This window comes from Arthrobacter sp. HMSC06H05 (genome assembly GCF_001807395.1).
Classification (GTDB): Bacteria; Actinomycetota; Actinomycetes; order Actinomycetales; family Micrococcaceae; genus Pseudoglutamicibacter; species Pseudoglutamicibacter albus.
On sequence record NZ_KV789001.1, the window covers coordinates 15,255 to 29,317 of the forward strand.

The following is a 14,063-nucleotide window of genomic DNA, read 5'->3' on the forward strand; positions in this document are numbered from 1 at the left end:
TTATGCCACCTTCCACTTACGTTCGAAGTACCGCTGCACTACGGAGAGAATCATCACGAGCGCCACGAAGATGATGGCAACCCAGATGAGGCCCTGCAGCTGCGGTTCGGAGCGTTCGGAGAGGTACTGGCGGATCGTACCGGCCTCAACCACACCGAAAGCCGCTGCAACAGTCGTGTTCTTCAGCAACGCGATGAACACCGAGAACATCGGCGGAACGGTTGCCCGGAACGCTTGCGGCAAAATGATTTGGGTCATGGATTGGCCGAACGTGAGCCCGACGGCGCGGGCGGCTTCCGCTTGCCCCAACGGCACAGTGTTGATGCCGGAACGCAACGCTTCAGCAACATAGGTTGCGGTGTAGAGCGTCAAGCCGACGATAGCGAGCTGAACGAAATCCAGCTTAGGCAGAATCGAGCTATCGCTGGATGCGAGCTTGGGGTAACCAAGCGCGAAGAACATGAGGATCAACGTCAACGGCGTGTTACGGACCGCGTTGACATAGAACGTACCCACCGCCCGCATCACAGGCACAGGGGAGACCCGCATCGCACCAACAATGGTGCCGAGGATGAGGGAACCGGCGCCGGAGACCACAAATAGCCAGAGGGTCATCTGGAAGCCGCGGATATATATGTCGCTATTTTCGGTGAGTACTCGCCAGAACTCGGCTAGCGCATCCATCTAAGCGCTCCTTGTCTGCAAGGTAGGAGGGGTCTGCAAGGTGGGAAAGGTCTGCAAGGTGGGGGAGAGTCCGTGTGAGCCCACGGCGTAGCGGTGTCCATAGGAAAGGCGGCTCGAGTTTTCAGCGCCCGAGCCGCCTTCCTCATTAGTCACACAGGACTAACCGGGGCTAGTCGCACTTGGCTGGGGTCGGCTGTTCAACCTTGGTGCCGGACTTGCCAAGCGTTGCGTCATAGACCTCGGTCCAGTGCTTCTTGCCGTCCTCGGAGGTCATTGCATCGGAGAGGGCCGTGCACAGCGCGGTGTCACCCTTAGGGATACCGACGCCGTAGAGCTCCTCAGTGAAAGGTTCGCCAACAACCTTGAGGTTGTCAGGATCGTTGGATGCGTAACCCAAAAGGATCGCCTGGTCGGTCGTGACAGCGTCAACGTTGCCGTCCATGAGGGCAGAGACACATGCGGAGTACTTGTCCATACCCACGGCCTTGGTGTCCTTGAAGTTCTCTTCGATGTTCTGCAGCGGGGTCGAGCCGGTTGCCGAGCAGACCTTCTTACCCTTCAAATCCTTCTCAGACTTGATGCTGTCATCGTCCTTCTTCACCAAGAGACCCTGGCCGGTCTCGAAGTACGGGCCAACGAAGCCGACCTGCTGCTTACGCTTATCGGTGATCGAGTAGGTGCCGACGTAGAGGTCAACGTCGCCGTTGGAGAGCGCCTGCTCGCGGTTTGCGGAGTCAACCACCTTGTATTCGATCTTGTCGGCCTCAATGCCGAGTTCAGCTGCCATCCAGCGCGCGATTTCGATGTCGAAGCCGGAGCGCTCGCCGGTTGCCGCATCGAGGTAGCCAAGACCTGGCTGGTCTTCCTTCACACCGATGACGACCTTGCCGTCCTTGGAGATCTTGTCGAAGGTCTTGGAGCCTTCGATCTTGACGTCCTTCTTAGCGTCGACGTCCACGTGCTCAGCCTGGCTGTCGCCGCCACCGCACGCGGTGAGGGCCAGCGATGCTGCAGCCAGGGTTGCGAAAACGGCGCTGGCACGCTTGGTGCTACGGCGTTTGAACATGAGAGCCATAATGGTTCCTTTCTGGGCCCCAGGGTGGGGTGGTTAATGGGTGATGAGCTTAGAGAGGAAGTCTTTAGCCCGGTCGGTTTGCGGGTTGGTAAAGAACTCTTCCGGTGTTGCTTCTTCAACGATCTCGCCATCTGCCATGAACACGATGCGGTCAGCGGCTTTGCGGGCAAACCCCATCTCGTGCGTCACCACGATCATGGTCATACCGGATTTAGCGAGCTGAACCATGATGTCGAGGACTTCGGTGATCATCTCCGGATCGAGAGCAGAGGTTGGTTCGTCGAAGAGCATGACCTCAGGTTTCATAGCGAGTGCGCGTGCGATAGCGACGCGCTGCTGCTGGCCACCTGAGAGCTGGGAGGGCATCTTGTTGGCCTGGTTGCCCACGCCCACTCGGTTGAGTAGTTCGAGGGCCTGCTTCTTAGCCTCTGCCGGCTTGACGCCACGAACCTTGATGGGACCAAGGGTCACGTTGTCCTGAATGGTTTTGTTGGCGAAGAGGTTGAAGGACTGGAAGACCATTCCGACGTCCGCACGTAGCTTGGCGAGTGCCTTGCCTTCCTCTGGCAGCTTCTTGCCGTTGATGAGGATCTCACCGTTGTCGATGGTTTCGAGGCGGTTGATAGTCCGGCACATGGTGGACTTACCGGAACCCGAGGGGCCAAGAACAACAACCACTTCGCCACGGTGAACGTCGAGGTTGATGTCACGCAGAACGTGCAGTGGGCCATAGTGCTTATTGACCCCTTTGAGGGAGACAACGGGTGTGGTGTCCGTCTCAACTGTTGATGTCATGAAAATAAAATAGCAGTTTTTGTGTGACCTATATCAACTCAGATGGAAGTTGAATTTTTTGTGTCAGCGTGCCAGTTGCGTGCGTACTGGATAGTGTTGAGACATGGACAGCTCTGACCGTTCGCCGCATCAACAGCCACACCGTGGGTCTCAATCTCATCGTGGGTCTCATTCCCATCGCGATGTTCCGTTGCCCGGCCGCAGGCAAGCCGACCACTTTGACCGAGATATGCTCAAGCGTTCTTCGCCGATCGATCGCGGCCGCGAAGCGTGGCGAGTTCTGCGGATGCAGTCCGAATTTGTGACCGCCTATGATTCGCTGAATGAGCTGGGCGGGGCGATCGCCGTGTTCGGTTCAGCTCGGCTCGGCGAAGGCACCCCGGAGTATGCGGCCGCCCGCGAGGTCGGACGGCAGCTGGTCGAGGCAGGTTTCGCGGTGGTGACCGGTGGCGGCCCGGGAACCATGGAGGGCGCTAACCGTGGAGCAGCGGAAGCCGGTGGGCGTTCGGTGGGGCTGGGTATCAACCTGCCCTTTGAGACGGGCTTCAACGAGTGGGTGGACACCCCGGTTCCTTTCCATTATTTCTTTAGCCGCAAGGTCACGTTCGTGAAGTACACGGACGGCTGCATCGTGATGCCGGGTGGGGTAGGAACGCTTGATGAGCTCTTTGAGATCATGACCTTGTGTCAGACCCAGAAGATTAGCGGATACCCGATCGCGTTGGTTGGTAAGGATTTCTGGAGCCCGCTACTTGAATGGATGCAACAGGTGCTTCTGGGACGAGGAACCATCAGTGAATCAGATATTCAGCGCCCGCTGATCACCGACGATGTTGCAGAAGCCGTTGAGTTCGTGACTGCGCACGCCCGCGGCCCAGCCGGAAAGCCACATGGCGATGCGGGTGGCAGCAACGACAACGCCGCATCGTAGCAACCGCATATCCTAGAGATAGCGGGCCCGACGCGAGCGGGCGCGGCAGACAAATGTTTTGAGTGTAAGTCGAGGCAGCGCACGCTGCGTTCTGTGAGGTTGATCTGATGCCGCTCTTTGTGGTGTTCATCGCGGTGGCGGCTGCGGCGGCGATCGCTATAGCCGTGTATCCGCGGCCGTCCCAGAAAACCGAACCGTTGGATGACACGCCTCCGATGTTTGGCCTGCCTGAACCTGACCCGGTGCTCCCGCCTGTTGTGCTTCCCGAAAGCCCGCAGGGTGCAGACGTTGAGGCTTTGCGTTTGCCGATCGGCTTCCGTGGATACCGCTGTGATGTGACCGATAAGGTGCTCGATGAGCTCGCGGCACGGATCGATGAGCTCGAGGTTGAGAACGCTCGCCTGCGTTCCCAGGCTTCTAAATCTGGCCGAAGCAGCTCAGCGCACTAGAGGCTAAAAGTTACCAAGAGGCATCTAGGGTGTGGTCTGATTATCCTTCAATTGGTTGTGACACAGGTTATCTGGGATAATCAAGGTAACCCTTTAGGGGCTCGTACTTCGACGGGGTGAGCGATACCCCAATGGAACCTGAGGAGCGCACGAAAATGGCTGCGATGAAACCGCGTACGGGTGACGGCCCGTTGGAAGTTGTCAAAGAGGGTCGGAGCTTGATTATGCGGGTTCCGATCGAAGGCGGCGGCCGCTTGGTCCTTGAGATCAACGACGATGAAGCCGTGGCGATGCGTGATGCGCTCGTTGGAGTAACAGGCTAAGCCTTCACGTCACTAGGTTTGCAATGCTGGATGCGTCCACCACACCGGTGGGCGCATCCAGTGCTTAAACATTCAGCCTCCGCCAGGTGACATGCGGGTAGGCTAGCCGTCAGATCCAGCGGGTGCGGAGGCGAACGGGCAACGCGGTGCTAGCAGCCAACGCAAGGCTAGTGGCCAACGCGGCCTTAGCAGTTAACGCGGTGCTAACGTTGCTTGACGGCTAGCAGGACCCCGGAACCAGACGGAATGGTCACAGAGAACACGTCCTCGTGATCGCGTAGCCACCGTTGAGCCTTACGGGCCGCGATCGTTGAAGGCTTGCGTACGGCAGGTGCCAACACGCGGTCTGAATCCAGCGCATCGTTGATGATCAAAAGCCCACCCGGTTCAAGCAGCCGTAGCGCCTCCACAGCTTCTTTCGCGACCCGGTTAGGGTCACCATCGAGCAGTACCAGCTGATACGAGGAATCCGCGAGCCGAGGGAGGACCTCCTGGCTGCGGCCATTAATGGTGCGCACGCGGCGGCTGGGGATGTTCTCTTCCTTAAAGGCGTAGCGGGCGGCTTCGAGGTGGTCGTAATCCTTATCGATCGTGGTGAGCACTCCGCTAGGAGCCATTCCACGCAGAATCGCGAGCGAACTGATCCCCACGCCCGTTCCGACCTCAACCGCGGCCTCCACTGCAGCGCTCGCGGAGAGTACTGTGATCAGTTGAGCCACGGCCGGGGTCACTGACTCCACGCCGAGTTCCAAGCCCCGGGCCCGCGCGGCGGTCAGCGCAGCGTCCTCGAGGGGAAGAGCCTCGGTATAAGACCAGCTGCTGTGCTTAGAAACTGACACGGAATCCCTCCGAGGATTGAAACGGGGCAGTGAAGGAAACAGGCGCGGAACTGCAAGGGCGTCTAAGACATCTTATGTCCAAGCGGTCAGCGGGGCCTCAACCTCAAAGGGGAGTGGCGTGCAACAACACCCAAGAGGGGGCAGTTCCTCTTGAGTTCTTTATCAGGTTTCGCTCAGGTGAACAAGGCAAAATGAGGGAGGATCCGGATCCAATTTAGAGCGGAGGTGGCACAGAGGTGACGAGCGAATCTAGCCACGAAGCCGCCTTCAACGCCACTTCCCGAGATGCGCACACGGACACGGTGAGGGGTCTTGGATCGGCTAGGCGTTGGGTTCCGCTCATGGGGGCGCTTGTAACGTTCTCAGCGTTGCTGGGAATCTTGGTCGCGGCGTGGGCTGCTGGGGGAGTCCGGGAGCCGCAACCGGTGACGTCGTCAGCGGCGCATTTCACGTCGCGTGGCGAGGCTCTAGGCGCCGAACAGGTGACGAACTTACGTCACGCCGGCTGGCTGTGCACCGACCTGCGCACTATCGGTTTCACGTGGGAGAGTGCATCGGGCCGCCACATCGGCAACACATACGAGTTGCAGCAGACCTACTCCTCACCCGCGGGTACTGTGGTGATCGTTGAATCCCGCGACGCCCACGGCTCGGCAATCCAAAGCCGTACACAATCAGAAGACGCAGACGCAAGCAACCAAGCGATCCACAGGTTGCGTGATGGCCGAGGGCCGCTGTGGCAAGCCGAACTGAGCACCGACAGTGCCCGTTTCGTCATCGCGGCTGACCTGCCTTCGATCCACGAGAAGATCCTCGTGCACCAAGTGCGCACGCAAGCCACGGACAAGATCCGAGACCTCGAAGCCTCCAGAGCTGGCGGGCTGGAGCGGCTCACCCGTGGATTCGCTAGGCTCATGGAGCCGCGGTAAGGGTCGCTTAGAATACGTGTCAGATTCGTAAGCATCGCGTGAACAGGTAAGCTTCGGGCGTGGAGTTTTTTGGAATTAATGGTGCAGAGTTCCTGGTTCTGGGGATTCTTGCCGTTGTGATCCTCGGGCCAGACAAGCTGCCCGAGTACACCCGAAAACTCGCTGACTTCATCAAGGGCGTCCGCAATTACGCGAGCACCGCCAAGGAACGTTTCCAAGAGGAAATGGGCGATGAAGTCAAGGACGTTGACTGGCGCAAACTCGACCCGCGGCAATACGATCCACGCAAAATCATCCGCGACGCCCTCTTCGAAGACGACGCTCCCGCTAACGCAACGACGAGCACCAACACAGAACCAGCCTCGGCACAATGGAAGCCTCAAGCCCTACCGAACGTTGCAGGCCAGGATCGGCTGCCGGCGGACCAGCCGGCACCGTTCGATGACGAAGCAACCTAGGCTGTCCTGCTAGCGGTCTCACGCCGTGGCGTGGCTAGCGGTGCGGCGCCGTGGCTACCCCGGTGTAGCTACACTGGCCTGGCTATCGGGGCGTGGCTACCGAGGTGTGACGCCGAGCGATCTACCGGCAAGCCCGCGCGGGGCCGAGGCGAGCTCCTGCGCCAGCGCCCGGAGCGCATCGGCCGCTTCAGAAGCCTCAGGGCTCAAGACCACCGGGACACCCTCATCGGACCCGATCCGCAAACGCTCCTCGAGCGGGACCTGCGCGCGTACAGCAACCGGGTAGCCCACCTGCTCGCTCAGATGCTCAGCCACAATCTCACCACCACCGGAGCCGAAGATGCGGGAGACACTGCCGTCCGGCATCCGCATGAAGGACATGTTCTCCACCACGCCAAGCACCTTCTGGCCCACCTCATGCGCCATCGCCCCGGCACGCTCAGCGACCTCAGCGGCCGCAACTTGAGGCGTAGTCACCACCAGAACACCGGCATGCGGCAACAACTGGCCCACAGAAATCGCGACATCGCCGGTGCCAGGAGGCAAATCCAGGAGCAAGAAATCGAGGTCACCAAAATGCACCTCGTTCACGAACTGCTCCAAAGCCCGGTGCAGCATCGGGCCACGCCACATGACAGGCCGGTTGCTGTCTAAGAACATGCCGATCGACATGACCTTCACACCGTGAGCCACCGGCGGCAAAATGAGGTCATCAACCCGGGTCGGCTTGTCCGTGACCCCCATCAAACCGGGGACCGAGAAACCCAAAACATCCGCGTCGATCACGCCGACCTTATAGCCTTCAGCCGCCAACGCGGCTGCAAGGTTCACCGTGACCGCGGACTTACCAACACCACCCTTACCCGAAGCCACAGCGATAATGCGGGTCAACGTATCCGGCCTCGTCAACGGTGAGCCCGTGCGTTTGAGCGAGCCCACCAACTCGGCGCGCTCTTGAGGCGACATGACATCCAAGACCACATCAACATCGGACACCCCAGCAACACCGCGCGCAGCTGCCTCGACGTCATCGGTGATCCGCGCCTTCATAGGGCAGCCAGCAACCGTGAGCTTGACCGTAACGCTCACCCGGCCGTCATCGGTGACCGTGACGTCACGCAACATTCCCAGATCAACCAGCGGGCGGCGCAACTCGGGATCCTGCACTGACGCGAGCGCTTCCCGAACCCGGTCAGAAAGATGGCCCCGGTCAGAATGGTTGCCTCGGTCAGAAAAGTCAGCTGTTGGCATACTTCCCAGGATAACTAAGGCCACGCACACACAAGGAGCGGTAAATTGGTGATCATGACAGCTACACCGCAGAGCTTCGGCAACATGTTCATGAGTATCCCGCGCGGGCCGGTCTTGGGACGTTTCAGCGACTACCAGGACGCCCAGAAGGTGGTTGACTTCCTCGCGGATAACGACTTCCCGGTCAACAACGTCTCCATCATCGGTAACGACCTCAAACTTGTTGAACGGGTCTCCGGCAAGCTGACCTACCCGAAAGTCGCGTTGCAAGGCGCGATGCAGGGCGCGATGATGGGCCTGTTCTTTGGGCTGATCATGATGCTGTTCTCGCCTCAGGGCGCCAACGTGGCGACGCTGATGTTCGCGGCCGTGCTGATCGGTGCGGTGATGTGGATGCTCTTCGGCATCATCCAGTACGCTCTACGCCGCGGCAAACGCGACTTCGCATCCACCCGGCAGGTGCTCCCGGCGAGCTGGGACGTGATCGTGAATCCACAAGTCGCAGGGCAAGCCCAGGCACTACTGCGGAAGCTTCAAGACCGCCCGGCGTCCCTACCGATCAACGACGGCCCGAACTACAGCCAGGGTGGCTTTGGGCAGGGAAGCAATGGTCAGGGCGCTGCGGGAGGCTACGGAGCGGGCCAGGGTCCATCGTGGCAAGGCTCTGCGGGTCAGGGCTCTTTTGGCCAGAATACGGATGGCCAGGGTTTCGGTGCTTCAGGCCAGCAGGGGAGCTCCGCTAGCGGTGAGCAAAGCGCTGAACAGTCTGCGGCATCGACGGCTCCGAGCGATCCGTTCTACGCCGACCTCGAAGACGGGCGTCCACGGTTCGGGGTCCGCCGCGAAGACCTCGCCGCGCAGAAACCAGTCGACGCTGACTCGAATGAGCCAGCGTCGACGGATTCCGAAGCCTCAGAGAAGCCTGAGGAAGAGCAACAGAAGTAGCTCTGCCGCGCCATCATCACGGAGCGACCTCACGAGGCGACTTCACAGAGCGAGTTCACGGGGCGCGACATGGACGGCGGGCTTAGCTACGCTGGCTTAGCTGCGTTTGAGCCAGGCTTCGACCTCGTCCACGGTACGTGGGATGTCTTTGGTGAGGGATTCCGCGCCGTCGGCGGTGACGAGGATGTCGTCCTCGATGCGTACGCCGATGCCGCGGTATTCCTCAGGTACAGCGAGGTCCTCAGCCTTGAAGTAGAGGCCCGGCTCGATCGTGAAGACCATCCCTTCGGCCACGATGCCGTCCTGGTACAGCTCCTGGCGGGCCTGCGCGCAGTCGTGGACGTCGAGGCCGAGGTGGTGGCTCACACCGTGCGGCATCCAACGGCGATGCTGCTGGCCGCTCGGCTTGGTCGCTTCCTCAGCGCTCACCGGCAACAGGCCCCACGCATCGAGGTGTTCAGCCAGGACAGCGGCGGCTTTATCGTGGATCATCCGGAACGTGATGCCGGGCTTGACGATCGCGAACGCCTGATCAGCGGCATCCAGGACCGCCTCATAGATCTTGCGTTGGACCGGGGTGAACGTGCCATCCACCGGAACAGTGCGGGTCACATCGGCGGTGTAGAGCGAATCAACCTCAACACCAGCATCGACCAGTAGAAGCTCACCAGAGTTCACCTGGCCGTCGTTGCGGATCCAGTGCAGTGTGGTCGCGTTGTTGCCTGAGGCCGCGATCGTGTCATAGCCGAGGTCATTACCTTCCTCACGAGCCCGAGCAAAGAACGAGGTCTCCACAACGCGTTCGCCACGCTTATGATCCACGGCGCGGGCAAGGTTGGCGATGATGTTTTCGAAACCGGAAGCCGTCGCGGCAACAGCCTCACGCATCTGCTCGATTTCCCACTCGTCCTTGATCAAACGCAGCTCAGAGAGCGCCTCGGTGAGCTTGGCGTCCTTCTTATCCTCAGCTTCAAGGTCGGTGATGCCAGTGTTGATGCGGGAGGTGTCCACGAGCGCATCCACGGTGGGGTCCACGTCACGGACCACACGCACACTCAAACCGCCGAAGGCTGGGTGTCCAGCGTTCTCGGTGATCGCATCCTCAAGTTTCAGGTCCATGTGCTCGGTTGGCAAACCGGTCTGGGTCGCCATCGTTTCGAGCGTGTGGCGGGCACCGATCCAAAACTCGCCGGTGCGCGCGTTGGAATAGAACTCCTTGGAGTCCCGGCCAGCCATCGGGCGGAAATACAGTGTGGAAACGTGCTGGGAGCCGTCATCGCCGGCGCCTTCTTCAACAGGCTCCATGACCAGGACAGCGTCCGGTTCTTGGTCTGTGCCCAGACCGGTCATATGAGCGAAACCGGAATGTGGGCGGAAACGGTAATCGGTGTCATTCGAACGCACCTTGAGCGGGCCGGCTGGCAAAACCAGACGCTCGCCCGGGAACATCGCGGACAAAGCGGCGCGACGTTGAGCGGCGTAATCGGCTGAGGCCGCGCGGGTCACACTGTGATCCGACTCTGCCCAGCTCGATGCCATGAACTCACGGAAAGCTTCAGAATTAGGTCGCATGGAACGGTTGTTAACCCTTTCCTCAATAGGCTGCTCAGAGCCCGCACCGGCAGCAGCTGCGGCGGGTGGCTGGGCAGGGGACTGCGATTCAGAGATCTCGTTACTCACACCTCTATCGTGTCACTCGCCACTGACAGTTTCATCCTGAAACATGCGGGCTCTGCCGTAAGCTGAGGATCATGCGCATCGACATTCACACTCATTCGTGGGTTTCAGACGGAACCGAATCGCCTGCCGACGTCATCAAACAAGGCCACGCGGCCGGCCTTGACGTGATCTCCCTGACTGATCACGATGCGGTTGAGGGCTGGGATGCCGCCCGCTCGGCCGCCCTTGAGGTGGGGATCGGCTGGCTCGGCGGCATCGAGGTCAGCTGCCGTGTCCCGGATACCGGCGTCACGGTGCACATGCTCGCCTACATGCCGGACCCGGAAGACGCGGCACTGGTTGCCGCGATGGAGGAACAACGGAATTCGCGTATGGCAAGGGCGCGCATGATCGTTGAGAAGCTCGCTGAGGATTTCCCGATCACGTGGGAGGACGTGCTCGCACAAACGAGTGATGGCGCCACGATTGGCCGCCCCCACATTGCCGATGCGCTCGTTGCCGCCAACATCATCCCGGACCGCAGCTCAGCATTCAGTGACCTGCTCTCAAGCAAGAGCCGCTACTACGTTGCTCAACCCGCCCCGAGCCCGGTCCGCGCGGTAGAGATGATCCGCGCCGCCGGGGGAGTGCCCGTGATGGCTCATCCCGCTGCCCCTGCGCGTGGTCGGGTGATCCGTGCCTCCGACCTCGAAGAATGCGTTGACGCCGGGCTTGCTGGGGTTGAGATTCATCACCGGGACAACAACCAAGCCGGGCGGGAATGGCTCCACAAGGTAGCCCGCGAACGCAACCTCATTGTCACCGGGTCCTCCGACTATCACGGCACCGGAAAACCGAACCGGCTCGGTGAAAACCTTACCGATCCGGAACAGCTACAAAAAATCCTTAACCAGGCCGCACCCGCCAATCGGAGCGCATACACCGCGGGGCTACCTGCAGAATGGGTGCGCTGAGCTCACGCCGCAGGTTCAGGCGCTACTCGGCACCTTCGCCCGAACGCGTGCGGCGGCGCTGACGGCCACCGGAGCGGCGCCGCGAACGGCTCCCGCCACGCGAACGCTGCGATCCAGAATCACCCTGCGCGCCTGCGTCTGAGCGCTGTGTTGGGTTCTTAGGCTGTGCTGAGTTCTTACCTTGCGCCGAACCTTGCGCTGAGTTCTGTCGCGTTGACTCGGCGCCTTCGCCCGAACGGGTACGACGGCGCTGACGGCCACCGGAACGGCCGCTACGGCCACCCTCACCACGACCAGAACGCTCGCCGCGCTCGCTACGGCCACGTTCGCCACGGCCACGGCCGGAACGAGCCGAGCGACGGGAACCGGAGCGCCCCGAGCCAGAGCGGCCACCGCGGGACTTGCGGGAATCCGGGCCACCCAAATCCTCAACGTGCTCGGCATCCAAGCCAGCCAGAACACGCTTATCCCGAGGCAAGCGGCCTTTTGTGCCCTTCGGGATGTTCAAATCCTCAAACAGGTGCTCCGAAGAAGAATAGGTTTCGCGAGGCTCCTCAAAATCAAGGCCCAACGCCTTGTTGATCAGGCCCCAGCGGGGAACATCCTCCCAGTCCACAAACGTGACTGCCGTACCTTTGTGGCCGGCGCGGCCCGTACGGCCCACACGGTGCAGATACGTCTTCTCATCATCCGGGCAGTACAGGTTGATCACGTGTGTGACGTCCTCAACGTCAATACCGCGAGCGGCAACATCCGTAGCAACAAGCACATCGACCTTATTGTTGCGGAACGCACGCAACGCCTGCTCGCGCGCACCCTGCCCTAGATCGCCGTGCAAAGCACCCGCCGCGAACCCACGGTCCTTGAGTTCCTCAGCCATCCGGTCAGCCTGGCGCTTGGTTCGCGTGAAAATAATCGTGCGGCCACGGCCCTCAGCCTGCAGCACTCGCGCAACAACCTCATCCTTATCCAACTGATGCGCGCGGTACACCAGCTGCCGGATGTCCTTCTTCGTGATATTCGCAGACTCATCGGGCACGGACGCCCGGATATGCGTCGGCTTCGACATGTAGCGGCGCGCCATCGAAATAACAGGCCCAGGCATCGTCGCAGAGAACAACATCGTCTGCCGAACCTCAGGCACAGCAGCAATCAGACGCTCAACATCTGGGAGGAACCCCAGATCCAGCATCTCGTCAGCCTCATCCAAAACAACAATTCGCACAGCAGACAAATTCAAGTGACGCTGCCGGTTCAAATCAATCAAACGCCCAGGCGTACCGACCACCACATCGACACCCTTAGCCAACTGCTCAATCTGCGGCTCATACGCACGCCCACCATAAATCGTGGCGATCCGCACCGAACGTTTCGACGCTGCCAACGTCAAATCATCCGCAACCTGAACCGCCAACTCACGGGTCGGCGCCACAATCAAAGCCTGCGGAGCACCCGGATGCGGCAAATCCTCATAACCATACTCACCCGGAGCAACAACACGCTGCAGAGCAGGGATACCAAAACCGAGGGTCTTACCCGTACCGGTCTGAGCCTGGCCAATGATGTCGTGGCCGCCCAAAGCAACCGGCAACGTCATCGCCTGAATAGGGAACGGATGCTCAATCCCCTTGGAAGCTAAAGCCTCAACAATGCGAGCATCCACATCAAAATCAGCGAAAGTCTGCTGAGTGGTTTCAGTCATTCAATACTCTCTATTACGCCTGATGGGCGAAACCGACCGGGCCAGGACGGCGGCCATCGAAATCAACATAAGCGATCGAATCGCCAGGCACAGCGATCTTACGGCCCTTGACACCGCTCAACTGCAACAGCGAACCGTTCTTGACGGCCTCTTCAATCTGAGCAACCACATCGTCATAGCTGGCATCAGTTTCAATACCAACCTCGCGGGCCACGTGTTTCACGCCGATACGAATTTCCATGTGAAGAACCTTTCGCCTCTGACTCACAGCCGCGAAAGCGACCGTCATTATCATCGATGTCCACCACGCGTGTGGTAGGAGGCATCGTGCTTATTCCCTACGTTACGGCATCTGCGTGGTTGAGTGTTCGAGGTAGCCATCAATTCCGCGCCAAGCTAAGCGCCACACCAGCTCGCTTGCGCGCTCCCGGGTCATCTCATCCGAGGTCTGCTGCCACAAACCAGCGGCACGCTCCGCAGCCGCCGTGACAGCAAGCCCTAAATATGTGGCCTCAAACTGATCCAAAGACGTGAATGTAGCGAGCTTCTGGCCAATCTCGAGCCCGATCGTGTCGCGGAACTGACGCAAACGACGAGCAATTGTGGCCTCATGCGATAGATCAGACTCAAAAACTAGCTCGTGCGCGGAACCTTCCCGCGCCACGAAATCGAAATACGCCTCCACCGTAGAACGAACCGTAGTGAACGGATCATCAGACGCGTTCAACGCTTCCCGGACGGCGAGAACCAAACTATCGAGCTCATGTTCAAGCAACGCCACATACAAATCCAGCTTGCTGGAGAAATGCTGATACAAAACCGGTTTAGAAACCCCAGCGTTCTCAGCGATCAGATCCATCGACGCCGCGAAGTAACCGTGCTGAGAGAAAGTTCTTTGCGCAACGCCCATCAGTTGTGCGCGGCGTTCATCACGAGGCATTCGCCTGGCTGCTTGAGTCATGTCGATGTGTCCTTCCGCCTCAGACCGATGCGAACGGTTCGCAACCCAATGTACCGAATCTACCGGAGGAACCAATGGAGCGATGGGG

Annotated in this window: 16 protein-coding genes; 7 read left to right on the top strand and 9 right to left on the bottom strand. The window is 60.0% G+C overall.

What is annotated here, in order from left to right:
* From HMPREF3160_RS08955 to HMPREF3160_RS08965, 3 genes are all read right to left on the bottom strand, one after another.
* Positions 1–684, bottom strand: a complete 684-nt coding sequence (locus HMPREF3160_RS08955; RefSeq protein WP_070508079.1) for an amino acid ABC transporter permease — start codon at positions 682–684, stop codon at positions 1–3.
* A gap of 169 nt (positions 685–853) precedes the next feature.
* Complete coding sequence (locus tag HMPREF3160_RS08960; protein ID WP_141739896.1) at positions 854–1,759, bottom strand: glutamate ABC transporter substrate-binding protein; 906 nt, start codon at positions 1,757–1,759, stop codon at positions 854–856.
* A 33-nt stretch (positions 1,760–1,792) separates the two neighbouring features.
* Complete coding sequence (locus tag HMPREF3160_RS08965; protein WP_035755444.1) at positions 1,793–2,554, bottom strand: amino acid ABC transporter ATP-binding protein; 762 nt, start codon at positions 2,552–2,554, stop codon at positions 1,793–1,795.
* 103 nt (positions 2,555–2,657) lie between these two features.
* On the opposite strand from HMPREF3160_RS08965, the gene HMPREF3160_RS08970 reads away from it, so the two are divergent.
* The 3 genes from HMPREF3160_RS08970 (at position 2,658) to HMPREF3160_RS08980 (ending at position 4,257) form a co-directional block, all read left to right on the top strand.
* Positions 2,658–3,485, top strand: coding sequence for an LOG family protein (locus HMPREF3160_RS08970; protein WP_083285598.1), 828 nt, complete (start codon positions 2,658–2,660; stop codon positions 3,483–3,485).
* Positions 3,486–3,592: 107 nt separating this feature from the next.
* Positions 3,593–3,934, top strand: a complete 342-nt coding sequence (locus tag HMPREF3160_RS08975) for a hypothetical protein (protein WP_070508081.1) — start codon at positions 3,593–3,595, stop codon at positions 3,932–3,934.
* A gap of 155 nt (positions 3,935–4,089) precedes the next feature.
* Positions 4,090–4,257 carry a DUF3117 domain-containing protein gene (locus HMPREF3160_RS08980; RefSeq protein ID WP_070491469.1) on the top strand — a complete coding sequence of 56 codons (168 nt, stop codon included), beginning with the start codon at positions 4,090–4,092 and terminating at the stop codon, positions 4,255–4,257.
* 203 nt (positions 4,258–4,460) lie between these two features.
* Here HMPREF3160_RS08980 and HMPREF3160_RS08985 read toward each other — a convergent pair whose 3' ends face one another.
* On the bottom strand, positions 4,461–5,096 hold the full coding sequence (locus HMPREF3160_RS08985) for an O-methyltransferase (RefSeq protein ID WP_035755433.1): 636 nt from the start codon (positions 5,094–5,096) through the stop codon (positions 4,461–4,463).
* A 236-nt stretch (positions 5,097–5,332) separates the two neighbouring features.
* On the opposite strand from HMPREF3160_RS08985, the gene HMPREF3160_RS08990 reads away from it, so the two are divergent.
* Complete coding sequence (locus HMPREF3160_RS08990; RefSeq protein ID WP_141739897.1) at positions 5,333–6,025, top strand: hypothetical protein; 693 nt, start codon at positions 5,333–5,335, stop codon at positions 6,023–6,025.
* A gap of 59 nt (positions 6,026–6,084) precedes the next feature.
* On the top strand, positions 6,085–6,483 hold the full coding sequence (locus tag HMPREF3160_RS08995) for a twin-arginine translocase TatA/TatE family subunit (RefSeq protein WP_070508083.1): 399 nt from the start codon (positions 6,085–6,087) through the stop codon (positions 6,481–6,483).
* Positions 6,484–6,579: 96 nt separating this feature from the next.
* Here HMPREF3160_RS08995 and HMPREF3160_RS09000 read toward each other — a convergent pair whose 3' ends face one another.
* Positions 6,580–7,734: an Mrp/NBP35 family ATP-binding protein gene (locus tag HMPREF3160_RS09000; protein ID WP_070508084.1), complete on the bottom strand. Its 1,155-nt coding sequence runs from the start codon at positions 7,732–7,734 to the stop codon at positions 6,580–6,582.
* Between the two features lie 54 nt (positions 7,735–7,788).
* On the opposite strand from HMPREF3160_RS09000, the gene HMPREF3160_RS09005 reads away from it, so the two are divergent.
* The gene (locus HMPREF3160_RS09005; RefSeq protein ID WP_370977590.1) at positions 7,789–8,679 is read left to right on the top strand and encodes a YflT domain-containing protein; all 891 of its coding nucleotides are present in this window, start codon (positions 7,789–7,791) and stop codon (positions 8,677–8,679) included.
* 96 nt (positions 8,680–8,775) lie between these two features.
* Here the strand turns inward: HMPREF3160_RS09005 and HMPREF3160_RS09010 are convergent, their stop codons facing one another.
* Positions 8,776–10,347, bottom strand: a complete 1,572-nt coding sequence (locus tag HMPREF3160_RS09010) for an aminopeptidase P family protein (protein ID WP_370977591.1) — start codon at positions 10,345–10,347, stop codon at positions 8,776–8,778.
* Between the two features lie 83 nt (positions 10,348–10,430).
* Here HMPREF3160_RS09010 and HMPREF3160_RS09015 point away from each other — a divergent pair, with 83 nt between their 5' ends.
* Entirely contained in the window at positions 10,431–11,312 is an 882-nt protein-coding gene (locus HMPREF3160_RS09015) for a PHP domain-containing protein (protein ID WP_070508086.1), read from the top strand.
* A gap of 22 nt (positions 11,313–11,334) precedes the next feature.
* On the opposite strand, the gene HMPREF3160_RS09020 is transcribed toward HMPREF3160_RS09015, so the two are convergent.
* From HMPREF3160_RS09020 to HMPREF3160_RS09030, 3 genes are all read right to left on the bottom strand, one after another.
* A complete protein-coding gene (locus HMPREF3160_RS09020) occupies positions 11,335–13,014 on the bottom strand; it encodes a DEAD/DEAH box helicase (RefSeq protein ID WP_083285599.1) in 1,680 nt (559 codons plus the stop codon).
* Between the two features lie 13 nt (positions 13,015–13,027).
* Positions 13,028–13,255: a DUF3107 domain-containing protein gene (locus tag HMPREF3160_RS09025; RefSeq protein WP_035755427.1), complete on the bottom strand. Its 228-nt coding sequence runs from the start codon at positions 13,253–13,255 to the stop codon at positions 13,028–13,030.
* Positions 13,256–13,357: 102 nt separating this feature from the next.
* Entirely contained in the window at positions 13,358–13,975 is a 618-nt protein-coding gene (locus tag HMPREF3160_RS09030) for a TetR/AcrR family transcriptional regulator (RefSeq protein WP_070508087.1), read from the bottom strand.
* Positions 13,976–14,063 lie beyond the last annotated feature (88 nt).